Here is a 24,592-nt window from a genome sequence, read left to right as displayed (position 1 = left end):
CGGTCCATCGCCATGTCTGCACCCGGAAAAGTCGGTGGAATGAAACGGCACAACTTCACCGAACCGCTACAGAACGCACGCTGCCAGCGGAAACGCCAGGCTCACACTTTGCTCCGAGGAACGCTGACGAAACCAGACGCGACCGAACGAAGGCCAGAGCGGCACCACCGAAGTTGTTCTCTGATCCTGGATAAAGTCGGTGGAAAAATCGCAAAAAGTCGGTGGAATCAACCGCCGTATTCGCACCCTGACCTGCATTTGAGATCCACACACAACGAGCGGTTCTACGAACTGCGGGCATAAAGGTCACGAACCAGAAATGGGTCGTGGCCTTTGTGTTTGGCGGGGTGGCCGGGCCCGCAAAGGAGTTGGACCGCTGCTCAGCCCGTTGTTGATTTCCGTGTGATGACCGGCGGGTTGCGCGGGATGTCGTCGCGTCGCAGATTGCCCGGATAGCAGGGTGACGCGGCGATGATGCTGGGTGGGTAGGTCGGAGGATAGCTGGCGGTGATCTGGAGGACGTAGCCGTCCGGGGCGTATCCGAAGCGATTCGGCTTCTCGTATCCGTCGCGCTCGATCACTTGCCAGCCCCAGCTTCTCCACAGGTCACCGACCTCACTGACGAGCTCGGTGAAGTCCGTCTGGGCTGGCGTCTGGATGTCGCGCCAGTCCGAGAATCGGACGGGTGCATCAGGCCCGCTTGGATCATCGTCGCAATGGCGTGTGTCACCGCCGGCGACGTAACGGGTCCCGTCCAGACTGCTGCCCGGCGGCAGTGCGTTCACGGTGTCCTGCAGATACCGCAGCACAGTATCCTGCGCTTCCTGTTGGCTCGCAGGAACTTTCGGCGATGGGACGGCAGGCGTAGCTTCCAAGGGTCCTCCAGGGATGGGGGTAACGCCGGAACTTTCCGGAACGGACGGTGCCTCTGCTGGGTTACTCGGCGTACACGCAGCCAGCGAGACGCCGACGAGAACGGCGGCGAGGAATGCCTTCTGATACGTCCGAGGGGATTTCACGGTGGCGTCACGTCCGTTCTACCGGCGATGATACGGCCGAAGTTGATCAGGGCTGGATTGTTCATGTTGTCCCAGTAACTGCTGTGCGCCTCGACTGAGGGCAGGCCCAACGGCCAAGCCCTCCCCGGTGCTGCTTCGAACGCGATCGCACCGAACGTCCCCGACACCGGGTCCGGGCCCAGCGTCATGCCCGTGGCGAGCGTGATGATGTCGTTTTCGGCGCGGGTGGCGAAGACGTTGGCGCCGTCAGGAAGATTCAGCTCGCCCGCGTTGCCGGCCAGGATCCCCGGACTACCCACAGCGACAACGTTATTGGCATCCAGGTAACCGTCAACCCCGGCGGCCCCCATCAGGGTTGATCCGTAGCTGTGGCCAATGACCGTGTTGGTCGACGGTGCCAAGGCTCCGTCATGGGTGACGCGGAGGCCGGATTGGAAATCCTGCAGCGCTTCAGCACCGTTGTGGGCGTAACTCGGTGACGCTGCGTCCCACAACTTCATAGGTCGGTCGTAATCCATCCAGGTCGTGACCGAGACATCTCCCTGGCGCAGAGAACGGTCGGCGCTCATCGTCGCCTCGTACATGGCACGGGACTTCTCGGCGCTGAACTCGAAGCGCGAGAGGTCTTGACCGGTGCCCGGTACGAAGGTCGCATGGCGTACTGCCTCATCCGGGTTGTTGATGGACACCGCAGCATGCCCCTGGTCGTCGAGGATGCCCAGATAGCGGGGCAAACCGTCGGGCGACTCGAGTCCCTTCTGCACCTGACCATATTGCTGGCTGACCCCGGTCGCCTCGTCTAACCGCTGCTTCCACTCCCGATAAGCCGGCGGATTCGGATTGGGCGCCGCCGGCGGCCCCGAAGCCCACTGCGGATGTTCTGCTGCGATGCGGTCAACCTCGGCTTGCGCTGAGCGCGACAGCTCGTCCAGATGCATCCGGTTGTAGTGATCCTTGTCCTCGAACGGCATGCCGGGGTGGTTACCGATGAAGGGGTCCTGCTCATACAGCCAGTCCTTCTGCTCATCGGACAGCTGTTCCCACGCGTCCTGAAACCTCCGGGGGTCCTCCGGCGGGTCCGTCAGAATCTCCTGCACTGCAGGATCATTCGTGTGGGGACCCTCCGGGATGGGTTCAGCGCCCGTAGCCATGGCGATGGCACTGGCGAGTTCCTGGTCGACCTGAGCGGCGTCGGCCAGTAACGCGACCAGCCGGGTCTGCAACTCCTGGCGCATCGCCTCGGCGGCGAGCGCTCCGACCATGTTGGCTTCCAGCGCAGGACCCAGCACCACGACGTTGCCGATCGGGTTGATCTCGAAGCCTGCGCTCACGGCATCGGCCCGCAGCTGCGCCAGGCTGGACTTCACCGCGTCGATGTCATCAGCGGCCTTGCGGGCTGCCTGCGCCACCGCCAATGCCTCGTTGCCATGTGCGTCCAGATCTCTGCGGGTCTGCCCTATCGATTCTCGGGCAGCGTCGGCGGCGTCGCCGCCCCACGTGCCGAAGGCCGGCAGTTCCGCGATTCCGTCGGATGCCTCGAACGCTGCTTCGGCCCTGCTACGCGAGGCATTGAAAACCTCCCGGACGTCGCCGGAATCCCAGCGGTCGATGTCCTCGATGGAGACGGTCACGCGCTGGTCAGAGGTCCACCTCCGGACGGATCTGATTGCCCACCGCGTTGACCGCAGCCCCGCTCTGAGTGTCGGTGGACACGTAGGCCACCGCACTTGTCCGCAGACCAGTGCTGTGGTCGACCATTCTCGCGAAGATCGCCGTGCTGTCGGCCTGCCATCTGGCGACGGTGCTGGTCAACATCGCTGCGGAGCCCGCCGGGAGTCCCCGCTGCGCACCCTCGATCCGATAGTCGGCGCGAGCGTGCGTCACGCGGACGGAGTCGGCATGCATGTCGACGGTCGCAGCGGACAGATGTAAATCCTCTGGCACTACGTGGACGTTCTTGGGCACAGACCCTCCTTCTGTACGACAACAACGGCTCGTCCGACGCTACCGCGGCCTCACAGCCCGCTCGCGCACCAAAAGACGAGCGAGCAGCTCTCAGAACACACCAGACGGTCACCACACCCGACCTGTCGGTGGCGGCGTTCATCATGGGCGGTGTCACGGGGGGAGCGCTCGACATGAGCAAGAAGGATTCGTCGGAAGGCGGCGCGGGGGTCATCGGCTTCCTCGTCCTCTTCGTCATCGGTCTGTTGATGAAGATCCCGCCGGAGGTCTGGATCGGACTCGGCGTCATCGTCGGGGTGATCGCCGTCATCGGACTTCTCGTCTGGGTTCAGAACGCCGCGGAGGGACACCGCGCGGCTGCGGAGATGCGCGCGGCCGGCGAGCGCGCGGCCCGCGCCGCCGCCGAGAGGAAACGCCGCATCGAGACGCTCGGCCGGGACAACGCCTCGCTCGTCGAATCCGCGCTGGCGTCGGTGCACCGGGTGACCGAGTCGGACGCCGCCCGCGAAGGTTGGCTCGGCGACGTCGATTTCGCCGCTGATCTGGGGGGCGTCGTCGACGGCTTCCGAAGGGCGCACGAACTGCGCGCCGTCACAGACAAGCTCTCCGCGCTGCGGAAGCCGAGCCCCGACGATCGCCGGCTGCTCGCCGAGGCACGGACCACCGTCGCCAATCTGGAACGCGCGGCGATCGAGCGCGTCGAGTTGATCGGCAAGTGTGCGAAGGAGGCCGACCTCATCGACACGTCCCTGCGTGCCGAGCGCGAGGACGCACGGGTCGCAGGTCAGCGTGCAGAGTTGCACGCCGAGTTGAGCGCGATGCTCTACGGCATCGATGCGACGCCGGACGTCACGCCGACGACGTCCGCAGCGGACGCGGTGCTGGCGAGGGTCCAGGCGTACCGGGAGCTCAAGGAATCGATTCGCGCGCGATGAGCCGCGTGAGCACAATGCGCAGAACCAACCGAATCGTGGCTAATACCGGGTAGCGAGCACAAGCACGACACCGCGTCACGCGATCCATAGCGTCGGATGCACGACGTCATCTCCGAACTCACCGGATGACCGAAACCGCAAGGAGCATCACGATGTTGAACACCCATAACACCGAGCAGTGGTGGGAGGACCGCACGCAGGCCGCGCCCGCGTGCACGGACCCGACGACGGCCAACGAGACGATGGCGGCCCCGTCGCGCGCCTTCGCCTGGTCGGCCGAGCCTGCCGCGATCACCTATCCGGAGCCGACCCGGCGCTGGCCGCGGGTGGCCGCGCTGGCCTCAGCGGGCGCCGTCGCCGCGGCGGCGGCGATCGCCGGCCTGGTCCTCGCGTTCAGCGGATCCGACGCGCAGACCGCGACGCCCAACACGTCGCCGGTCGTCGCGAGCACGCCCGCACCCGCACCGACGCCGGCGCCCGCTCCCCCGGCCGCACCGGCCGCTCCCCCCGCTGCACCGTCGGCACCGAAGCAGGCGACCTACAGTCGGTCCACGACGTCGACGCCGGTCACCCACACCTCGTCGTCGCAGCCGTCGAGCTCCTGGCACCCGTCGACGTCCGACGATGACTCGTACCGCGACTCCACGTCTCACCAGCAGTGGCACAACTCGTCGTCGAATCAGTGGAACTTCCTGCGGCCGTATTTCGACCGCTCCGAGCACCGTCGCAGTGACGACGACTCGTTCACCACCCACCACCGCAGCGACGACGACTCGTCGTCGCACGGCCACGGCCACAGCGACGATGACCGCTCATGACGACGATGACGGTCGCCGCACCGGCGACGCGTAACGACGTCGGCAGCCAACTCGACGCGCTGCCAGTCGGCCGGGTGCACCGCAAGGTGGTGATCGCGATCGGGCTCGGACTGTTCTTCGAGGTCTACGAGATCTTCGTGTCCAGCTCGATCGCGACGGCGCTGAAGACCGAGTACCACCTCGGCGGCACGACGCTGTCGCTGCTGATGGCGTCGTCGTTCATCGGGATGTTCATCGGCGCAGCGGCATTCGGTCGGATCGCCGACCGGATCGGCAGGCGTCGGGCGTTTCTTCTGAACCTGGTGTGGTTCTCGGTGTGCAGCCTGCTGGCCGCGATCGCCCCCACGCCGGCACTACTGGTGGCGGCGCGCTTCCTGGCCGGCATCGGCATCGGCGCCGAGTATCCGGTGGCCGATTCCTACCTCTCCGACGTGCTGCCCAAGGATCATCGCGGGCGGCTCGCGGCGTGGGCCTACACCTGTTCCTTCCTCGCCGTCCCCGCGCTGGGCTTCCTGACGCTGGGGCTGTCCGGCCGCACCGTGTTCGGCATGGAGGGCTGGCGGGTGCTGCTGCTGATCGGCGCCGTCGGTGCGGTGTTCGTCATGTTCCTTAGGCGCGGACTGCCGGAGTCGCCGCGGTGGTTGGTGGCGCAGGGCCGGACGCGGGAGGCGCAGGACGCCCTGCAGGAGCTCGCGGACGGCTCCCCCGTCGCGCCGATCAGCGCCGAACCGGCGTGCGTGACCGCGAATCCCGTTGCCCGGCTGCGGCAAAGGCCGTATCGGGCTCGGGTGGGGATGTTGGCTGTCTTCCACCTGTTCCAGCCGTTCGGCTACTACGGTTTCGGCACGCTGGCCGGCCTGGTGCTGCTGGCCCGCGGCTTCGACGTGAGCGCCTCGTTGCTGTTCACCGCGCTGTCCTTCTTCGGCTACCCGCTGGGGTCGTTGCTCTCGATCCCGCTGTTGGCGCGTGTCGAACGCAAGTACCTGGTGCTGGCCAGCGCGGCGGCGATGGCGGGCTGCGGGATAGCCTTCGCGACCGTGAGCGACCCCGCGCTCATCGTCCTGTTCGGGGTGCTGACCACCACGGCGGCCAACGTCTTCTCGAACGTTTACCACGTCTACCAGGCGGAGATCTTCCCGAGCGACGTGCGCGCCACGGCGGTGGGCTGGACCTACTCGCTGTCCCGACTGTCCAGTGCGGCAATGCCGTTCGTCCTCATCCCGGTGCTCGACCACTACGGCGCCACCGCGATGTTCTCGGTCGTCGTCGCGGCACTGGTGATCGCGATCGCCGTGCTGATGCCGCTGGGTCCGCGGACCACGGGCCGGAGCCTCGAGGAGATCAACCCCGTCTAGGCCGCCCCGCGGGTAGGCTTGCGGGCCATGGCCTTCAGGGTCCGCATCGACCCGCGGCTCGCGACTCAGGTGCTGGTGCTGCAGATCGCAGTCGTCGCGATGACCATGGTCATCGCGTTCGGCATGTTCGCGTTCTTCAGCCACCAGCGGCTGGCCTACGAGTACGGTGTCCGGGCCCTCGACATCGCCCGCGTACTGGCCGCCGCGCCCGCCGTCAGGACCGGCGTCGCCGGGTACGACGACCAGACCGGTGCGCTGTCCGCCGACGCACTGGCGAGGGGTCCGCTGCAGCTGATCGCCACCGAGGTCCGCAAGCGCACCGACGTACTGTTCGTCGTCATCACCAACGACCGCGGGCTCCGGCTGACCCACCCGGACCCGGCCGAGCTCGGCAAGCCGACGAGCACGGACCCCGCGATGGCGCTGGCCGGTCGTGAGGAGGTCGTTCACGAAACTGGCACGCTGGGCCCGTCGGTGCGAGCGAAAGTCCCTGTGTTCGCACCGGATTCGCAGCGAGTGATCGGCGAGGTCAGCGTGGGGGTCTCCACCAGGGCCGTCCACGAACAGCTGTGGAGCAATCTGCGGTGGGCCGCTCTCCTCGGCGGCGGGGCCCTGCTGATCGGCACCGTCGGTTCGGTCCTGCTGGCGCGCCGGTGGCGTGCGCTGACCCTCGGCCTACGCCCGGCGGAGATGGCCGAGATGGTCCGCGGTCAGGCGGCGGTGTTGCACGGCATCGGGGAGGGTGTGCTCGCCGCCGATGCGGACTGGCGGACGACCTTCGTCAACGACGAGGCGTGCCGCCTGCTGGGGATCACCGCGGAGGCGGGCCGCCCAGTCGACGACATCGGGTTGACGCCACGTGTGCTCGCGGTGTTCCGCGCGGCGGACCCGACACCGACGCTGGCGACGGTCGACGAGCGGATCGTGGTGGTGTCGGCACGGCCGGTCTCCCGCGACGGGCGCGACCTCGGCACGGTGCTGGTGGTGCGCGACCGCACCGACGTGGAATCGTTGACACGACAACTCGACGCCGTGCAGCTGATGAGCACGGCGCTGCGGGCACAGCGCCACGAGTTCGCCAACCGTCTGCACCTGCTGAACGGGTTGTTGCACGTTGGGCACACCGAGGAGGCGGCACAGTACGTCGAGGACCTCCTCGGCGCCGGTCCGCTGGGATCGACGGTCCCCGGCATCGACACGGTGCGCGACCCGTACCTGCAGGCCTTCCTGGCGGCGAAGGCCGCGGCCGCGCGCGAGGCGGGGGTCACGTTGACGGTCGGCGCGAACACCTGGGTGGCGGGCCGGTTGGCGCTCCCCGTGGACGTCACGACGGTCCTCGGCAACCTGCTGGACAACGCGATCGACGCGACCAGGGGTACAACCGGTGACCTCAAAGAGGTGGAAGTCGAACTGCTGCAGGAGAACTCGACGCTGTACATCACCGTGGCGGACAGCGGCACCGGGGTACGACCCGAGTTCGTCAACCAGCTCTTCGTCGAGGGGACGACGACCAAACCGGATTCCGGTATCCCCGGTGGGCGCGGCATCGGTCTCGCGCTGTCCCGCCAGCTGTGCCGTGGGCTCGGCGGCGACCTGCGGCTGTCGAGTGCCGGTGACGCGGAGAGCCGGCTGCACGGCGCGGAGTTCATCGCGCGGCTACCGGGTGTCATGATCGAGGAGGAGGCACAGTGGACGGCTCGGAGCTGACGGTACTCGTGGTCGACGACGATTTCCGCGTGGCGAACATGCACGCCGAGATCGTCAGGGCGCTACCGGGTTTCACCGTGACCGGTACGGCGAACACGCTGGCCGCCGCACGTGCGGCGGCGCCGGTCGACCTTGCCCTCGTCGACGTGTACCTGCCGGACGGCTCGGGCGTCGACTTCGTCCGCGAGTTCTCGGGTGACGCGATGATGCTGACCGCGGCCACCGAACCGCAGACGGTGCGGGCGGCAGTCGCCGCGGGCGCGCTCGGCTATCTGGTCAAGCCCTTCCAGCCGCCCGAACTCGCCGCCAGGCTCGCCGGTTACGCCCGGTATCGCAGGATTCTTGCGACGCCGTCCCTCAGTGCCACCGCCATCGACGCCGCACTGGATGCGTTGCGCCCCAAGCTCGCTCCCCCACCCAACTCGCCGTCCGCGGCGCCGTCACCCACCAGGAAGCTGGTGCTGGAAGCGCTCGCCGCCGCCGAACACCCCCTGTCGGCCGCCGAGGTGGCGGAGGCGACGGGGGTGTCCAGGGCGACGGCGCAGCGCTACCTGGCGACGCTCGCCGGTGCGGGCGAGGTGACCGTCGGGTTGAGGTACGGCACCACCGGACGACCGGAGCAGGAGTTCACGGCCGCTCCCCCGGCCCGGCCCCGGCGCTGAGACAGCCAGCCGACCAGTTTGGGGATCATGCCCGCCGCGACGACCATCGTGATGAGCCGCAGCACCTGAAGCGTCACGACGATCGGACCCGAGTGCACCTCGTTGGCGATGGCCAGGACGCCGTAGATGCCGCCGGGCGTGGTCGCCAGGTACGCGTCGCTGAGCGACACCCCGGCCCAGTGGCTCACGATGACGGCGACGCCGAAGCAGGAGCCGATCGTCAGCGCGATGAAGCCCAGTGTCAGCGGGATCAACCGGACGAACCGGCGCAGCACGTCGACCGCGAACCCGCCGCCGGCCTGCCACCCGATCACCACGTAGGCGACGTCGGTGATCACCGTGGTCGGGCTGACGAGCGTCGCGAGGGACGGGTCGGCGACGGCCAGCGCCGCGGTGACCACCAGCGGGCCGAGCAGAAATGGGGCGGGCAGCCTGATCAGCTTGGCGCCTCGACCGGCGGCCACGATCAGGGCGGCCATCGCCACCAGGCCCACGACGCTCCAATGGTCATGCGCGGCAACCAGCTCGGGGGCGGTGTCGCGGGTGCCGAGGGCGCTCAGCACCACCGGCATCGTCAGCACGACGATGGTCAGGCGAAGGTACTGCGAGAGCGCGACGTACCGTTCGTCGGCGCCCAGTTCCTTCGCCATGCTCGAGATCGTGCTCGCGCCACCCGCGATCAGGGACAGGTTCGCGGTGGCCGCACCCAGGTCCTTGGCCAGCCGCGCCAGCAGCAGGCCGAGCACCACGCTCAGCGTCAGCGTGACGCTGACCGAGAAGGCCGCGCAGCCGGCGAAGTGGACGAGGTCGGACGGGGTCAGCTTCGTCAGCGGTTCCACCGCGACGACGCCGATGACGCCCTGCGCCGCGGACATCGCCTTGGCGGGCGGGGTGAGTTCGCGGCGGGACAGCAGCGCGACGCTCGCCGCGCCGAGCATTCCGGCGATCAGCCAGCCCGCCGGTAGGTCCAGGTAGGTGAACAGGGCGCCGAGCGCGATGACGACAACCGCCGCCGAGATCCATCGGGAGTAGTTCGTCACGGTGATCACCGGATCTCCACGAACGCGGTGCCGTCGAACAGCTTGCGGGCGGTCGAGGTGATGGTGGCGCCGACGGGCGCATCGCCGTCCAGGGTGACCGCCAGCTCGAGCACACCACCGGGGTGCTCGATGCCGATGGCGGAACCCGTTGTGGTGCTGTGGAACTCGTCGGCCACCGTGCCGTGGATCGACAGCGTGGACGCGAGATTGATCGCGCCGGACACGGCGTGTGCGGGGTGGCATGACGTCGGCACCAGGTAGCGCGAACGGATGTCGGCGGTGTCCGACGCGGAGATCAGCATGACCTTCGGAACGACGCGGCCGGTGACGTCGCCCAGCCCCATGAGCTCACCGGCCTTGCGACGGATGCGTTCGACGCGGTCGAGCAGGGCCGAGTCGGCGTTGATCTCCGCCGGGCTCTCGCCACCGGTGATGCCGAGGTCGGTCGCCCGCATGACGATCGCGCATACACCGGCGTCGACGCAGCTGACCTCGACGCCGTCGATGTGGTCGATGCGATGCCCCGTCGGGAACAGGGTCCCCGCGGTGCCGCCCGCGAAGTCGGTGAACGTCAGCTCCACGGGGGCGGCGCTGCCGCTCACGCCGGCCAGGGTGGTGTCGCCCGAGTAGTCGACGGCACCGTCGGGCGTGCGCACGGTGGCGACCACCCTCGCGCCGGTGTTGACCAGCCGGATGCGGACGACGGTGGTGTCGCCGCTGACGGGCACCAGGCCTCGTTCGATGGCGAAGGGCCCGACGCCGGCCAGGATGTTGCCGCAGGTGGGCGTCCGGTCGACCCGCCCGGTCTTCGGGTCCACCTGGACGAAGAGGTAGTCGACGTCGACGTCGTCCTCGATGGACGGGCTGACGACGGCCACCTTGCTGGTGGTCGTGGCGTCGCCGCCCAGACCGTCCAGCTGGCGGGGTGCGCCGCCCATGAGCGCCGACAGCACGGCGTCGAGTGGGTAGCGGGCGAGGTCGTCGCCCAGCAGGTACACGCCCTTGGACGTGCCTCCGCGAATCTGCATGGCCGGCAACGTGATCAACATGCCGTAACTCCGTCTTTGGTAGGTTCCCCGAGGGGCTCTACCTGCGAAATTACGAAGTCGCGGCGCTGAAGTCGCGCTTGTGCGCACTACCCGCGCAACGGGCGATTACCGCCTTCTGCGCATTGTGCTCATGCACCTACTCGACGATGAAAACCGGGATCTGCCGCGTCGTCTTGGTCTGGTACTCGGCGTACGGGGGATAGGCCTCGACGGCGAGCTTCCACCAGTGCTCGCGCTCGTCGCCCTCGATCTCCCTGGCGGTGCCGGTGGACACCTTCTCGCCGTCCTGGACCGTCACCTCGGGGTGGGCCTTGACGTTGAAGTACCAGCTCGGGTGCTTGGGATCGCCGCCCTTGGACGCCACCATGGCGTACTTGCCGTTCTCCTCCACCCGCATGAGCGGCACGTACCGCTTCTTGCCGGATTGAGCGCCGGTGGTGGTGAAGAGGACGATCGCGCGGTCGAGGACCTCGACGCCGTCGGTGGTGCCCTGCGCGATGATGCGGGCGGTCTGGTCGCGAACCCAGTCGGTGGGGCTCAGTTCGGGTTGGTCGGTCACGGACACGCCAACGCGGCAACCCAGCGGGCTATTCCAAGCGCGAAACGGCCCGCCACCCCTCGGGGCGACGGGCCGCTCTCACGCCGTGTGTCAGCCGGCCATGAAGGTGGTGTAGGCCGCCGCGAGATCCGGCGGCAGCACCTGCACGTCGCACGTCCGCTGCGTGTCGCCGATGGGCGACAGGATGCCGCGCAGTTCGTAGTACTCCTGCGGGTTGGCGGTGAAGTACCCGCGCAGGTTGGCCTCCGCGTCCGGCCGCGACTGACTCTTGGCGGCGGTGACCGCCTGATTCGCGCCGGGGTGGGCGTTCAGGTAGTCACGGGCCTCACCCGACACCGTGCTGACGGTGTTCGCCACACCGCTGGCAGTGCAGTCGGGTGCCGCCGTCGCCACGGGTGCCACGACGAGTGTCGCCGCGGCGAGTCCGCCGAGTAGCCCGGCCGCTGAGATAGCGCTGAATTTCATGATCACGTTCTCCTTCCCAAGCGATCGGATCGCCTGTCGTACCCCGAACCGGTACCCACGGTAGGTGCACGGAAACAGTGCGGCGCCGATCGTCTGCGGCCGAGAAACACGATGCTCAGGGCGTTACGCCTGCGGACCGTGAGTTAGCTCTCAGTTCGCGCTGATTCGCTGAGAACAACGGCGAATCGCTTAGAACGCAGCGCGAATCCTTAAGTGATCGTGATCTGAGACGTTACGAAATCGTTGCCTGGCGGGCGGGCTACTTGAACCGTGCGGAGCAGAGGTCCTCGTCGCCGCTGAGTCCGGAGCGGTAGGCCACGATGCGGGTGAAGCCCGCAGGCACGGTGTCACCGTTGACGTTGCTGGCCACCAGACCATTCGTCAGCAGGCCCGCGACGGCCTCGTCGAGGTCGCCGGCGGACAGCGTCAGGTCGCCCTCCTGTGACATCGCGGCCTGTGCGACGCCGGTCAGGCACGCGGTGCGCAGCGCGGCGGTCGGGGTGTCGAGCGACTCGCCGCGTTCGTGCTGGACGGCGAGCGCATAGCGCGACGTGAGCACCGACAGCGCGGTGTTGTCACCCTGGATCAGGACGTTGTTCTGCTCGCTGGCGGGCTCACCGAGCTCCTGCATCGCCGACAGGTCGACCGAGATGGTGTTGGTGGCCGGGCAGTACGACGCTGGGGGACTCGGCGTGGCGTCGGCGCACTCCTCCTCGTTGAACGACAGCGTCGGCGGGTCGTTCGGCTGGTAGATCGTGCCGAGCACGTCCATCAGCAGCTGGAGGCTCTCCTCGGTGATCTCCATGTCACCGCTCGCCACGCCTCCGGTGCTGCTGTCGTAGGGCAGCGCCATCGGCAGATCGCCGCGCCGCTGCTCGATGTCGTCCATGTCGATCGCCGCGCAGTCGGACGGACTGCCCGAGAACCCGATCTGGAACGCGCTCACCCGGTCCAGCGCGGTACCGTGGCCCTCTTCGAGCATCTCGGCGTCGCCGGGCTCGAGAATCGGGTCGCGCAGGGTAATCGCCGCTGCCAGAACGTGATTGAGCCCATCACCGGTGCTCAGCTTGAATCGCGGGGACTTGCCCTCCGCGACCCAGCGGATGTAGCTGCCCGCGAAGCAGTCGGCCTGCTGCTCGCTCACCACGGTCGGCGTCGACCGATCGACCAGGTTGGCCATGTGCTGGACCGCGTGCCCGTACTCGTGGCCGAGCAGAGCCGCCACAGACACGTCGCCGAAGTACTTCATGCCGGTGGGCACGAGGACCCCGCGGTCCCAGGCCATGCTCTCGTCGGGGATGCAGTACAGGGCGTTGGGGACGTCGTAGGTCTCCATGCCGCAGATCTCGGGCGAACTCGGGTCGTTCGCGTCCCACGACTGGAGTATCTCGATGGGCTGGAAGCTGCCGTCGAGGTCGCCGTAGTTCTCCTGCCAGTACTCCTCGACGTCGTCGACCGCCTGCGCGGCCATGCGGTCGATCGGGCCGTCGTCGGTGAACTCGACCTCTCGCTGGGGATCCGGGGCGTCGTCGCGCACGCCGCTGTCACCGTCCTCCGCGGGCAGTCCGCCGACCCGGAACGGGTCGTATACCGGGGAGACGGCCTGACCCTGGGTCACGCCGCCACAACCGGCGAGCAGCAGCGCCGCGAATGCGAGCGCCATCGACGTCTTCAATGCCGTGGACCGTTGCCTCATGTCCTGCTTTCGGGAGTGAGGGGGTGCGCTGGATACGCGGTGAGGTTATACCGAATGCTAATAGCGCGAGAGCACTCCGCGAAGCACGAGTTGCGTGAGCTCGGCTGCCGCCCGATCGACGTCGCCGACCCGGCGCACGCAGACCGCGTACCAGGCGCCGCCTGCGATGACGTCCATCAGGGTGTCGGGATCCACCGCGCGCGCCGTACCCGCTGCGACGGCGCCGTCCAGTCGGGTCGCGAGCTCACCGCGGGCCGCCGCCTCGAGCCGGTCGCGGAGCACCACCCGCAGCGGCCGGTTGGCGCGCAGATCGGTGAGCAGGCCGGGGATCGCCTCGCGCACCGCGGGGTCGCTGTACATGCGGATCGCGCCGTGGCACAGCCGGGTGATCTCGGCGGTGAAGTCATCCCGAGGCGAGTCCGGTCCGAGGTCGGGGAACACCGCCTCGTGCACCAGGTGGGCCTTCGACTCCCAGCGCCGGTAGACCGCGGGTCGGCTGACTCCTGCGGTGGTGGCGATGAGGTCGATGCTGGTGGCCGCGTAGCCGCGCTCGACGAGGAGCCGACGGGTGGCGGCGAGCACCGCCGTGTCGATGGCCGGGTCCTTGTGCGGGCCGAGGCGTCGGTGCCGCGACGTCGCCGTCCGTTCCATTCGCGTCCCCTCCGGCCGACCAGTCGATACAGTGTGTCACGACAACTCCGCCGACGAGGAGGTCTCCCATGGCGGACGGCCGGCACCTGTACACCTGCCCGCTGTGCGAGGCGATGTGCGGCCTCGAGATCGAGGTCGCCAACGGCCGCGTCGCGAGCATTCGGGGCAACCGCGACGACGAGTGGAGTCACGGCCACCTCTGCCCCAAGGGCGCGACGCTCGGCGCGGTGCACCACGACCCGGATCGCATTCGCGCGCCCATGATCAAGGTCGACGGCCAGTGGCGCGAGGTCGGCTGGAACGAGGCCTTCCGGCGATGCACCGAGATCCTCGCCCCGGTGATCGAGAAGCACGGCATCGGCGCGGTGACCGCGTACGTGGGCAACCCGCTGGCGCACTCGTTCTCGTTGGCGCGGTATTCCGGTGTGCTGCTGGGGATGTCGGGGATGCCGATCACGTACTCGCCCGGCACCGTCGACCAGTGGCCGAAGAACCTGAGCTCGCATCTGATGTACGGCGGCTGGTGGACGTTCGGAGTTCCCGACATCCAACGCACCGACCTGTTCGTCGTGATGGGGGCGAACCCCGCGGCCTCGCAGGGCTCGCTGCTCGCCGCGCCGGACGTGATGGGCATCATCGACGGAATCCGCAAGCGCGGCAAAGTGATCGTCGTCGACCCGGTGCGCACGGCCACCGCGGCGCGCGCCGACGAGTGGCTGCCGATCACCCCCGGCACCGACGCGGCCTTCCTGATGGCCGTCGTGCACACGCTGTTCGACGAGGGGCTGGTCGCGCTCGGCCACGTCGAGCCGTATCTCGACGGGCTGGACCGTATGCGCGAGGTCGCCGCGGAGTGGTCACCAGACCGCGTCGAGCCTGCGACGGGGATTCCCGCCGAGCGCATCCGCGACCTGGCGCGCGAGCTCGCCGGGACGCCGCGCGCGGTCCTCTACGGCCGAATCGGGTTGTGCAATCAGGAGTTCGGCAGCCTGGCCAGCTGGCTGGTCGACGTCGTGAACATCTTGACCGCGCACTTCGACACGCCGGGCGGGCTGATGTTCGCGCGGCCAGCGGCGTGGTCAATCACCGTGCAGCCCCAGCCGGGTCTCGAGGACGGGCTCGCTCAGTTCGGCCGCTTCCAGACCAGGGTGCGCGGCGCCAAGGAGGTGCTCGGCCAGGTGCCGGTGTCGTGCATGGTCGAGGAGATCGCCACGCCGGGCGACGGCCAGTTGAAGGCGCTCATCACGGTCGCCGGCAACCCCGTGTTGTCGACGCCGGCCGGGCACAAGCTCGACGAGGTGCTGCCGATGCTCGACGCGATGATCTCGGTGGACCTGTGGCTCAACGAGACGACGCGGCACGCCGACGTCATCCTGCCAGGGCTGTCGCCGCTGGAGCAGGCGCACCACGACGACCTCATTCTCAACTTCGCCGTCAACAGCATCGCCAACTACTCCCCGCCCGTGTTCGCGCCCGAGGATCCCGATCGGCCCGAGGAGTGGGAGATCCTGATCCGACTCACGGGACTGTGCACCGGCGTGCCCGCGGAGGACGTCGACGTCGCCGCCATCGACGACGGGTTCTTCGACTACATGGCGTTCACCCAGGGGCTCGACGGGGCGGAAGTACGACGACGCTACGACGGGTGCGATCTGACGGGCGGACCCGAGCGGGTGCTCGACCTGACGCTGCGCACCGGGCCGTTCGGTGACCGGTACGGCGAGAACCCGGGCGGCCTGACGCTCGAGAAACTCAAGCAGCACCCCAACGGCATCAACTTCGGGCCGATGGTGCCGCAGCTGCCCGACATCCTCGGCACTGCCGACCGGAAGGTCCGGCTGGCACCGCAGTACCTGCTCGACGACCTGCCCCGACTGGCGGCCCGGCTCGAGCGCGCGCCGGACGCGCTGGTGCTCGTCAGCCGCCGGCACCTGCGGTCCAACAACTCCTGGCTGCACAACGTCGCGCCGCTGATGAAGGGCAGGGACAGGTGCACCCTCGTGATGCACCGCGAGGACGCGGCGAATCGGGGAATCACCGACGGTGCCACCGTCACGGTGACGTCGTCGGCGGGCAGCCTCGAGGTCCCCGTCGAACTGACCGACGCGATCAAGCCCGGAGTGGTGTCGATGCCGCACGGGTGGGGCCACGGCAAGGCCGGTACCCGGATGTCGGTGGCCAACGGCTCCCCCGGCGTGAACACCAACGTGCTGTCGCCGCCGGACTTCCTCGACGAGCCGTCGGGTAACGGCGCACTCAACGGGATCCCGGTGACCGTCACCGCGGCGGGTGCCTGATAGGCATTGCTGATGGGACAGAACCAACGCGCGGCCATCGCGATGACCGACGACGAGATCGCGCAGTTCATCGAGCGCAGCCGCACCGCCACCATGGCCACGGTGCTCCCGAATGGGCGCCCGCACCTCGTCGCCATGTGGTACGCCCTGATCGACGGGGAGATCTGGTTCGAGACCAAGGCCAAGTCGCAGAAGGCGGTCAACCTGCGTCGCGACCCGACCATCACGGTGATGATCGAAGACGGCCGGACCTACCCGACCCTGCGCGGCGTGTCGATCGACGGCACGGCCGAGATCGTCGACAGCGACGCCGATCTTCTGCACCGGGTCGGTGTCAGCGTGTGGGAGCGCTACACCGGGCCCTACACCGACGAGATGAAGCCGTTCGTCGACCAGATGATGAACAACCGCATCGCCGTCCGCGTCGTGCCCTCGCGGCTGCGCAGCTGGGACCATCGCAAGCTGGGCATGGGTGACATGCCGGTGTCCGGGTCGACGGCGCAGTACCTGAGCTGACGGGTCCACCCGCGGAGCGGTCCTGATGACTGCTGCCATTTGTTTGCCAGAACTGCCAACACGGGGCGCTGGGCGGCGCTGAAAGCGCCCCGCAGGATTCAACGCCGCAGCTAGCGCAGATTGCCGAACCGGCCATGGAAACGGCGTTGAGGACGCACTCGACTGTGCTGTTTCAAGATTGCTGTGTAAATTCTGATCTTGAGACCGGGCCGCTGACGGGTGAGGAGATTCACGTGACATCCGTGCCACCGGAATGCCGTGTCGACGGCCCGATGGCATCCGCCGACGCGATGTGGCTCTGGTTCTCGGCCCGCTTCCCAACCGACCAGGCGCTGGTGTTCGCCTTCCGGGGAGTTCCGGCGTCGGTGCCCGAGGCGGTGGCCGCCACGTTGACGCGGGCCCGCGAGATCCCCTATCTCGCCGTTCGGATCCGCGAGGACCCTGCCGGGTGGCGCCACCCCACGTGGGTGCCCGCCGCTGTGGCACCGGAGCAGGCCGTTGTGCACGAGTTGCCGACGTCCACCTGGGACGCCTGCCTGGATGCGGTCAGCGCAGTGCTGCGGCAGCAGCTGGATCCACGGGTGAGGGCCTGGCGACTGCACGTGTTCACCCCGGTGCACGGCGTGCCCGGCACATCGGGAGCGGCCACGGTCGTCGTGCTTCAGATCGACCACACGCTGGGCGGTGGGGGCAGGACCGCCGCGTTGGCCGGGGCGCTCTTCGGGCGGCCCGCACTGCCCGACCCGATTCAGCGGGCCACGTGGGTGCGGCCGCTGCGCAGCGTGACAGCCAAGGCGCGCGCCAAGCGCACGTTGGCCGCCGACACCGCAGCGGGCAGGCTGCCCGCGGTGAAGGCGCCGGTGCGCTCGCTCAGCGTCAACGCAACGCCGTCGGGCACCCGGGTGCTGCGAACTCTGACATGCGACAGGGACCGCCTGTCCGGCCCGACGGTGACGGTCGGGGCGATGACCGCGATCTCCGACGCGATGACGGGCTACCTGACGGCCCGTGGCGAGGACCCCGCCCAACTGACGGCGGCCGTCCCCGTCGCCAAACGCGGAGTTGCCAAGTCCTACAACCACTTCGACCAAACCTGGATCGGCTTCCATCCCGACGCACCGACGCGCGACGAGCAGATTCGCCGCATCACCGACGACTTCGCGGCGTGGCACAGGCGTACGCAGCACCCGAGCTACGACATCGCGTCCGCCCCCTCCGAGGCGATCCCCGCTGCAGTACGCAGGCTGGCGATCAAGCTGGCCCGAATCGACGGCGGACGGGAGCTGGTGCCCGCGCACACGACCGTGTCCAGCGTCGACCGCGGGCCGGCCGACCTGTCGTTCGGCGGGTGTTCCGTCGCCTTCACCACCGGGTTTCCCGCCCTCGTCCCGATCTCCAGCCTGAGCCACGGCGTCCACGTCATCGGGCGCACCGTGGCCATCGGCGTGCACGCGTCAGCCCCGCAGGTCGACGTCGACGACTACCTCGACAGGCTCGACGCGGCGCTCACGCGGTAGCCGCGGCGTCACGCCGCGATCGAGGGTGCCAGCACGACGGCCGAGTTGTGTCCGCCCATCCCGAGCGACGTCTTCAGCGTCAGGCCCGCGTCCATCGGGGTCGCGCCGTCGAGAAGTCGGGGATGCCCCGGTGCGACGGTCGGCGGCGCGGGGATGACGCCGTGCTCGTAGCCGAGTGCCGCGGCCGCGATCTCGACCGCAGCCGCCGCGCCCTGGCAGTGCCCGGCGAGCGGCTTGACGGAGTAGATCTGGGGCCTGCCGCCGAAGATGTCGTCGAGCACGCCCGCCTCGGCCGCATCGCACTGGGCGGTGCCGGGGCCGTGCGCGTTGATGTACCGGATGTCGCCCGACTCAACCCGCGCCGCGCTCAAGGCATCTCGCACGCACGCGTCGACGTGGGTGCGTGCCGGATCGACGGAGGTGAGGTGGAAGGCGTCGTGGCTCATCGCTCCGCCCAGCATCGACGTGTACGAAGCACCCGCCCGTTTCGACAGCACGAAACTGATCGACGCCTCGCCGCCGGGGAAACCGCGGCTCCCCTCCTGGAACGGGCGGCATCCGTCCAGCGGTTCCACGTCGACAACGGCGACACCCAACTTGACGAAATGCTCGACGTGCTCCGGAGTCAGCGACAGGTCGGTCGCGATGAACAGCACGTCGTCGACCATGTCGGCGTCCAGCCACATCTTCGCGGTGATCAGCGCGGCGTTCCCGGAGGCGCACATCGCCGAGACGTTCATGGCCGGACCGTGAAAGTCGAACTCCCGCATGATCAACGACACCGGAGTGGACGGCATCATCCCCAGGTAGTCGCGCACCCGGCGGTTGGACTTGTCGTTGAGGTAGAAGCGCCGCCACTCCTCGACTTCGGGGACCACCACGGCGTGCAGCAGGCCCACCCGCCGGCCGGGGGTCCAGCCCCGTGCCACAGCGTCGGCGATCGCCTCACGGGCGGCCGCGCGCATCGCGCGGGCGGACCGACTGATCCCGTCCTGCGGGTCGCCGCCCGGGGGAACCATGGCCAGCCAGGCACTGCCACCGCCGCCGTATCCCTCGTACAGGTCGGCGGCGGGCTTACCGCTGAGCAGTCCCGTCCACAGGGCATCCGCGCCCCAGCCGTAGCCTGTCACCGCTCCCAGCCCGAGGATGTGCGCGCCCGACGCAGATGTGAGTGTCATTGACGTCTCCGTTAATTGTGTTGTGGCGTGGCCGGTTTGGCCTCCATTGATTTACCCTCAGCCGAGCCGTATTGACCAGTCCGACGATTCAGACGTTGGCCGAGGTAAGCGATCGATTCGGTGTTACTTTTGACGCGACTAGCCAAGGGGAAGTAGCTGTGACTGTGGGGGACGGCGACTACGAGGCCGAGGATGTCAGCGCGACCGACGACACCTCGGCCGACTTGATCGCGGCCCGCAGCGAGTCCGCCGACGACCGGTACCAGCGGTTGCTGGAGCACAGTCCCGACGCCATCTGCGTGCACCAGGGCGGACGCGTCGTCTACGTGAACAAGGCCGGGTTGCGGTGGATGGCGGTGCCGCCCGGCGAGGACCTCGTCGGCACCGTCATCACGCAGTTCGTGCACGCCTCGTCGATCCCCGCGATGCTCGAACGGATCGGGTCGCTGCGCAAGCAGGGCGACATCTCCGAACCGTCCGAGGCGATCATGCTGACGTTCGACGGAAGGGAGGTCGACGTCGAGGCGGTGTCGGTGCTCACCGTGTGGAACGGCGAACCTGCGTACCAGGTGATCTTCCGGGACATGACGGGGCACAAGGTCGCTCAGGCCGCGCTGCGTTTCCAGGCAGCCCTCGTCGACCATGTCAGCGATGCGATCATCGCGACCACCGATGCCGGGCTGATCACCTCGTGGAATCCCGCCGCGGAGGCGATCTACCACCGCTCCGCCCCGGAGGTGCTGGGTTTGCCGGTGAGCGAAGCCGTTGGGGCGCAACTGGATCCGGCGGCAGTCATCGCCGCCGGTGGCCGCGTCAGCGTCGCACACCGGTCGGCCGACGGGGTGGCGCTCTCGGTGCGCGTCTCCGCGGCGGCCATGACCGACGGGTACGTCCTGCTGTGCACCGATCAGTCCGCGCTGCGACGGGCCGAACAGCACTTCCAGACCGTGGTGAGTTCGCTGGAGGAGGGCGTCGTGGTGCTCGACCACGCCGGCCGCCTGCTCTCGGTGAACCCCGCGGTGGCCCGAGTGCTCCGGCTCACCGAGGAGGACCACCGGCTGTCCTACGTCGAGGTGGCGCAGCGGTGGAAGCTCGACCCCGACGCGGCTCAGATCTCGGGCAGGCCCGTGCTGGACACGTTGACGACGGGAACCCCGTTCAGCGGCGAGGTGTACAACGACGGACCGACCGGGGAACGCCGGTGGCTGTCGATCAGCTCCCGCAGGCTGAACCCCGAAGACGGCCGCCGCTCAGCGGTGTTGATCACCTTCCACGACATCACCGCGGTGCGCACCGCGACCGAACGTTTCGCCCACCTCGCCCTGCACGATCCGCTCACCGGACTACCCAACCGCGCACATCTGGTCGCGCACCTGGATCGGCTGCTCGCCGACGGCACTCTCGGCGCCGTGCTGTTCGTCGACCTCGACGATCTGAAGACCATCAACGACTCGCTCGGCCACGACACAGGTGATGAAGTGATTCAGCTTGCAGGACAACGGATCAGGGAGTCGGTTCGGAGAACCGACAGCGCCTATCGGCTGGCGGGTGACGAGTTCGTCGTATTGATGACCGGCCCACTCGAGGGCGCCGCTCTCGACGAGGTCACCGGGCGGATCAACGCCAAGTTGGAAGAGCCGATGAGTGTGGCCGGACTGACCATCACCGTAGGAGGCAGCATCGGCGTCGTCGACGTTCGCCCCGACGAGGCCCGTGGCGGTGCGGCCCTGCTGCGGCAGGCCGATCGGGCGATGTACGCCGCGAAGGCGCGCGCCCGCCGGGCCGCGACCTACGTCATCGACTCGGACGCCGGCGTGGACGATCAGGCATCGCCGACGCCGCTGACGCGCAGGCGCTCGTAGAGGTCCCGCATCGCGTCCAACGACGCCGTGTCGGGAATGCGCGCCGACGTGATCGCGACGCCCGCGCCCAGTTCCTCGTCGAACATGCCGAGGATCACCAACACCGTCATCGAGTCGAGGAAGCCGTCGCCCATCAGGTCGGTCGACGCGGCGACGTCGTCGGCGGTGTGCGCGTAGAAGACCCTGGTCAGCAGTCGGGCGCGCACCTCCTCCCACGGCGCGGGCGCGGCGGTCACAGCTTTCCCGATTCCGGTAGCGAAGCCGGGTCGAGAACCTCGACGACGGCGGCGGCTGCAGCGTGACCGATGTTGTCGGACAACGCGATTCGCACCGCTCGCTCCGCCGCGTCGCGGTTGGCCCTGGACGGGATGAGGACCCGGAGGTGGGGGCACTCACCGAAGGCCTGATGCCGCACGGCGGACACCCGGACGTCGAGCACGCCGTCGACGTCCCGCACGATCTGCCGGAGGTGATCGAGGCCGATACGACCTCCGAGGAAGTTGATGTCGGACGCGGCTCTCCCCGTGATCAACACGGTGCCGTCGGCGCCGACGCGTCCGACGTCACCGGTGGGCCACCAGTCGGCCGACGCATCCGCAGGCACGGGTTCGCCCGCAGCGGTCACGTAGGACTCCATCCGATACGGACTGCGCACCGAGATGCGACCCTGCGGATCCGCCCGCACATCGACCCCCGGCAGCGGTCGGCCCACGTCGCCTTCGCGGAACGCCGTGATGGCGGACCGCCCGATGGAGATGCGCGGGCCGAGCTCCGCCTGGCCGTACATGTTCGTCACCGTGGCGTTGGGAAAGCAGCGCCCTAGTGCGTCGACCATCGACTGCCGTAGTGGACCGCCTGCGAACACCAGCTCGATCGGTGCGTTGAAGCGCCAGTGCGGATCCTGCGCCAGCAGAAACGAGTGATGCGGCGCCAGGTAGATCGTCGAGTCGGGCCGCAGCGACTCGCGGACGTCCGCCCACTCGGCGAGCGTGGTCGGGGGCTTCGCGAAGCGCACGGGAGTCCCTGCGAGGTGGTGGCTGTGCAGCACCGACAGCCCGTACGCGAACCGCGGATTGATCAGGGCGATGTAATCGCGGGCGGCCTCGAGTTCCAGCATCCGGGCGATCGCCGTCGCGCAGTCCCGGATGACCTGTTTGCGATAGCGGACCAGTTTCGGGTCCCCGGTCGTCCCGGAGGATTCGAAGACGAGCTCGTCCGTCCGTTGGCGGGCGGTGCCGACGAACTGCGCCGAGCAGTCGGTGACGTGCCACCCGGCGAAAACCGCCGATGATGCCGCGCCGGCAACCCTGCCGGGCGCCACGACGACGACGGACGTGAGGTCGGAGAACGCGCGAAGGTACCGTTGCAGGACCTCCGACGCGTTGCCCAGCCGACCCGACGGTGCCGACGGCTTCATCAACGTTTGCCCGACCTCCCCCGCTGTGCATCGTTGCGCCGGCCGGCGACGCTTTTGATCATGAAACGATGCTGGCAGAGGTTCGGTTCACCGTCCACTCGTACAACTCGGCGACCGAGGTCAGAAGAATGCTGAACTCACGATCACGGCATGGAAACCTTTCAGGCGGGGTCGACGAGATCGGCGTACGCGCCGCTCTTCTCGATGTATTCGGCGACCATCCAGCACGGCGCGACGATCCGAAGACCGTCGGCGCGGGTGGCCTCCAGCGCGTGGGCGACGAGGATGGTGGCCAAACCGCGGCCCTGAAACCGTCGGTCGACGACGGTGTGGAAGAACGAACGGCGGCCCGCCGACTCCGAGAACTCGGCGAATCCGACTTCGCGGCCCTCGACGGAGATCGTGAAGCGATCGGACTCTCGCCCGACGGTGGTCGGGGCACCGGTCCTATCGGTCTGCTGGGCGGTCATCGGGCCTCCTGGTCGGTGGATTGCCACGGGGACGCAGAGCGCCGTTCGGCAGTGGGGGAGCGGACAGTCGGTTGCCGGGATAGCCGACGACGGAACCGAATCGGGCGTCGTGGTCCTGCCACCGGCGGCGGTACTCGACGATGTCGGAGTGGCTGCGGCCCACGAAGTTCCACCACATCACCAGCTCCTCGCCGAAGGGCGGGCCACCGAGGACCAGCAGCCGCGCGGGCTCGGCGCCGGTGTTGACGAGGGCGAGCCGGCGGTGCCCTGGAGACTGATACCAGAGGTCGCCTCGGGCGAGCGCGGTACCGCCCGCCGAGACCGCGCCCGCGTCGAGGAGCACGCCGTGCTCGAAGTCGGGCGACACCTCGAACGACGCGGTGCCGCCGGGCGCGATGTCGACCTGTGCGCCCAGCAGCGGGGTGAAGGTCGGCACGGGCGAGGTGGCTCCTGCCAGCGTGCCGAGGAACACCCGGACGTCGACGCCGTCATGATCGCGAGCCGGGGGAGCGAAGTGGTGGAAGTCGCGCGCCGTGTCGCGATGCGCGTCGGGAAGGGCGACCCAGAGCTGTACGCCGTGCAACACGGTGGTGTCCGGCAGCGACACCTCCGAGTGGCAGATGCCCGCGCCCGCCGTCATCAGATTCAGCTCGCCGGGCCGGACCACGGCGTGAACGCCCGCGCTGTCGCGGTGCTCGATCTCGCCGCGGAACAACCAGCTGACGGTCTGCAGGCCGGTGTGCGGGTGCGGCGGTACGTCCATGCCCGGACCTGCACCGACGTCGTCGGGACCGTAGTGGTCGACGAAGCACCACGCGCCGATCAGCGAGCGTTCCCGCTGCGGCAGCGTGCGGCGCACCCGCAGGGCGCGGGGGCCACCCAGCGGAACGTCGCGGGGGTGCAGCACGCCGGCGAATGACGATGCACCGCAAGCGACTTCGTCAGGGCCGGGCTCGACGTTGCTCACCCGACCACAGTAACCTCCGCCGAGTCGGCCGTCATGGCGGTGCGAATCACCTCGAAGTCGTGCTCGCTGATCGCGAAGACGCCGGTCCGGAAGCGGTAGCCCCACCGCGACGGATCCACGATGAAGTCGAGCCGATCCAGCAGCGGCCTGATCGGCGTCTCGGTACACGGCAGGAATTCGACTGCGCGTCGCCACGGCTGGAACTGCGGATCGAGGTCCTCCTGATACACCTCGTCGTCGGCGACCTGACCGATCGCGGTGAACGCCTGCAGCGGCGGACCGTCCGGGTAGTCGGTCTTGGGGGAGTAGAAGTCGATCCAGTCGCCGCGGGCCATCCGCTTGAGCATGTGCGGCTTGCCGTGATTGGCCTGAGTGAATCCGCCGGCGACGCCGCGCAGCACGTGTCCCCGGCTCACCGTGTTAATCCAGTACGTCATGTCCACCACG

General features: G+C 68.6%; 24 protein-coding genes. 9 read left to right on the top strand and 15 right to left on the bottom strand.

The features are described 5' to 3' along the window. Positions 1 to 380: 380 nt before the first annotated feature. The 3 genes from NM203_RS22040 to NM203_RS22030 form a co-directional block, all read right to left on the bottom strand. The gene (locus NM203_RS22040) at positions 381 to 809 is read right to left on the bottom strand and encodes a hypothetical protein (RefSeq protein WP_255062567.1); all 429 of its coding nucleotides are present in this window, start codon (positions 807 to 809) and stop codon (positions 381 to 383) included. Positions 810 to 1,015: 206 nt separating this feature from the next. Continuing rightward, the gene (locus NM203_RS33360; protein ID WP_255062566.1) at positions 1,016 to 2,650 is read right to left on the bottom strand and encodes an alpha/beta hydrolase; all 1,635 of its coding nucleotides are present in this window, start codon (positions 2,648 to 2,650) and stop codon (positions 1,016 to 1,018) included. Positions 2,651 to 2,657: 7 nt separating this feature from the next. Next, positions 2,658 to 2,963 (bottom strand): hypothetical protein, encoded by a 306-nt coding sequence (locus NM203_RS22030; protein WP_255062565.1) that lies wholly within the window; start codon positions 2,961 to 2,963, stop codon positions 2,658 to 2,660. Positions 2,964 to 3,157: 194 nt separating this feature from the next. Between NM203_RS22030 and NM203_RS22025 the strand changes: the two genes are divergently transcribed. The 5 genes from NM203_RS22025 to NM203_RS22005 all read left to right on the top strand — a co-directional run bounded on the left by NM203_RS22025 (position 3,158) and on the right by NM203_RS22005 (position 8,461). Beyond that, positions 3,158 to 3,919, top strand: a complete 762-nt coding sequence (locus tag NM203_RS22025) for a hypothetical protein (RefSeq protein ID WP_255062563.1) — start codon at positions 3,158 to 3,160, stop codon at positions 3,917 to 3,919. 152 nt (positions 3,920 to 4,071) lie between these two features. Next, complete coding sequence (locus tag NM203_RS22020; protein ID WP_255062562.1) at positions 4,072 to 4,737, top strand: hypothetical protein; 666 nt, start codon at positions 4,072 to 4,074, stop codon at positions 4,735 to 4,737. Next, positions 4,734 to 6,092, top strand: a complete 1,359-nt coding sequence (locus NM203_RS22015) for an MFS transporter (protein ID WP_255062560.1) — start codon at positions 4,734 to 4,736, stop codon at positions 6,090 to 6,092. The genes NM203_RS22020 and NM203_RS22015 overlap by 4 nt, the downstream gene beginning before the upstream one ends. Before the next feature lie 27 nt (positions 6,093 to 6,119). Further along, positions 6,120 to 7,799, top strand: a complete 1,680-nt coding sequence (locus NM203_RS22010) for a sensor histidine kinase (RefSeq protein ID WP_255062558.1) — start codon at positions 6,120 to 6,122, stop codon at positions 7,797 to 7,799. Then, complete coding sequence (locus NM203_RS22005; RefSeq protein WP_255062556.1) at positions 7,781 to 8,461, top strand: response regulator; 681 nt, start codon at positions 7,781 to 7,783, stop codon at positions 8,459 to 8,461. The genes NM203_RS22010 and NM203_RS22005 overlap by 19 nt, the downstream gene beginning before the upstream one ends. Here NM203_RS22005 and NM203_RS22000 read toward each other — a convergent pair. The 6 genes from NM203_RS22000 to NM203_RS21975 form a co-directional block, all read right to left on the bottom strand. Next, positions 8,347 to 9,510 carry an AbrB family protein gene (locus tag NM203_RS22000; protein WP_255062554.1) on the bottom strand — a complete coding sequence of 388 codons (1,164 nt, stop codon included), beginning with the start codon at positions 9,508 to 9,510 and terminating at the stop codon, positions 8,347 to 8,349. The genes NM203_RS22005 and NM203_RS22000 overlap by 115 nt on opposite strands. Beyond that, the gene (locus NM203_RS21995; RefSeq protein ID WP_255062553.1) at positions 9,507 to 10,550 is read right to left on the bottom strand and encodes a PrpF domain-containing protein; all 1,044 of its coding nucleotides are present in this window, start codon (positions 10,548 to 10,550) and stop codon (positions 9,507 to 9,509) included. Before NM203_RS21995 ends, NM203_RS22000 begins: the two co-directional genes overlap by 4 nt. Before the next feature lie 136 nt (positions 10,551 to 10,686). Beyond that, on the bottom strand, positions 10,687 to 11,109 hold the full coding sequence (locus tag NM203_RS21990) for a nitroreductase family deazaflavin-dependent oxidoreductase (protein WP_255062552.1): 423 nt from the start codon (positions 11,107 to 11,109) through the stop codon (positions 10,687 to 10,689). Between the two features lie 90 nt (positions 11,110 to 11,199). Further along, the gene (locus tag NM203_RS21985; RefSeq protein WP_255062551.1) at positions 11,200 to 11,574 is read right to left on the bottom strand and encodes a heme-binding protein; all 375 of its coding nucleotides are present in this window, start codon (positions 11,572 to 11,574) and stop codon (positions 11,200 to 11,202) included. 259 nt (positions 11,575 to 11,833) lie between these two features. Next, a complete protein-coding gene (locus NM203_RS21980; protein ID WP_255062550.1) occupies positions 11,834 to 13,270 on the bottom strand; it encodes a neutral zinc metallopeptidase in 1,437 nt (478 codons plus the stop codon). 57 nt (positions 13,271 to 13,327) lie between these two features. Then, complete coding sequence (locus tag NM203_RS21975) at positions 13,328 to 13,921, bottom strand: TetR/AcrR family transcriptional regulator (RefSeq protein ID WP_255062549.1); 594 nt, start codon at positions 13,919 to 13,921, stop codon at positions 13,328 to 13,330. Between the two features lie 68 nt (positions 13,922 to 13,989). On the opposite strand from NM203_RS21975, the gene NM203_RS21970 reads away from it, so the two are divergent. The 3 genes from NM203_RS21970 (at position 13,990) to NM203_RS21960 (ending at position 18,251) form a co-directional block, all read left to right on the top strand. Beyond that, positions 13,990 to 16,218, top strand: a complete 2,229-nt coding sequence (locus NM203_RS21970; RefSeq protein ID WP_255062548.1) for a molybdopterin-dependent oxidoreductase — start codon at positions 13,990 to 13,992, stop codon at positions 16,216 to 16,218. Positions 16,219 to 16,230: 12 nt separating this feature from the next. After that, positions 16,231 to 16,734, top strand: coding sequence for a pyridoxamine 5'-phosphate oxidase family protein (locus NM203_RS21965; protein WP_255062547.1), 504 nt, complete (start codon positions 16,231 to 16,233; stop codon positions 16,732 to 16,734). Positions 16,735 to 16,967: 233 nt separating this feature from the next. Continuing rightward, positions 16,968 to 18,251: a serine/threonine-protein kinase gene (locus tag NM203_RS21960; RefSeq protein WP_255062546.1), complete on the top strand. Its 1,284-nt coding sequence runs from the start codon at positions 16,968 to 16,970 to the stop codon at positions 18,249 to 18,251. A gap of 8 nt (positions 18,252 to 18,259) precedes the next feature. Here NM203_RS21960 and NM203_RS21955 read toward each other — a convergent pair whose 3' ends face one another. Further along, entirely contained in the window at positions 18,260 to 19,429 is a 1,170-nt protein-coding gene (locus NM203_RS21955; RefSeq protein WP_255062545.1) for a beta-ketoacyl synthase N-terminal-like domain-containing protein, read from the bottom strand. A 158-nt stretch (positions 19,430 to 19,587) separates the two neighbouring features. Between NM203_RS21955 and NM203_RS21950 the strand changes: the two genes are divergently transcribed. Then, complete coding sequence (locus NM203_RS21950) at positions 19,588 to 21,291, top strand: sensor domain-containing protein (RefSeq protein WP_255062544.1); 1,704 nt, start codon at positions 19,588 to 19,590, stop codon at positions 21,289 to 21,291. Here the strand turns inward: NM203_RS21950 and NM203_RS21945 are convergent. The 5 genes from NM203_RS21945 to NM203_RS21925 all read right to left on the bottom strand — a co-directional run bounded on the left by NM203_RS21945 (position 21,252) and on the right by NM203_RS21925 (position 24,582). Further along, positions 21,252 to 21,527 (bottom strand): hypothetical protein, encoded by a 276-nt coding sequence (locus NM203_RS21945; RefSeq protein ID WP_255062543.1) that lies wholly within the window; start codon positions 21,525 to 21,527, stop codon positions 21,252 to 21,254. The genes NM203_RS21950 and NM203_RS21945 overlap by 40 nt on opposite strands. Next, the gene (locus NM203_RS21940; RefSeq protein WP_255062541.1) at positions 21,524 to 22,708 is read right to left on the bottom strand and encodes an AMP-binding protein; all 1,185 of its coding nucleotides are present in this window, start codon (positions 22,706 to 22,708) and stop codon (positions 21,524 to 21,526) included. Before NM203_RS21940 ends, NM203_RS21945 begins: the two co-directional genes overlap by 4 nt. 161 nt (positions 22,709 to 22,869) lie before the next feature. Continuing rightward, positions 22,870 to 23,178: a GNAT family N-acetyltransferase gene (locus NM203_RS21935; protein WP_255062539.1), complete on the bottom strand. Its 309-nt coding sequence runs from the start codon at positions 23,176 to 23,178 to the stop codon at positions 22,870 to 22,872. Then, positions 23,156 to 24,145 carry a pirin family protein gene (locus tag NM203_RS21930; protein ID WP_255062538.1) on the bottom strand — a complete coding sequence of 330 codons (990 nt, stop codon included), beginning with the start codon at positions 24,143 to 24,145 and terminating at the stop codon, positions 23,156 to 23,158. The genes NM203_RS21935 and NM203_RS21930 overlap by 23 nt, the downstream gene beginning before the upstream one ends. Continuing rightward, positions 24,142 to 24,582: an EVE domain-containing protein gene (locus NM203_RS21925; RefSeq protein WP_255062537.1), complete on the bottom strand. Its 441-nt coding sequence runs from the start codon at positions 24,580 to 24,582 to the stop codon at positions 24,142 to 24,144. Before NM203_RS21925 ends, NM203_RS21930 begins: the two co-directional genes overlap by 4 nt. Positions 24,583 to 24,592: the final 10 nt, after the last annotated feature.

This window comes from Mycolicibacterium arenosum, from assembly GCF_024320865.1.
Classification (GTDB): domain Bacteria; phylum Actinomycetota; class Actinomycetes; order Mycobacteriales; family Mycobacteriaceae; genus Mycobacterium; species Mycobacterium arenosum.
Note: the sequence above shows the minus strand (reverse complement) of the source record. Positions and strands in the feature narration are given on the sequence as shown.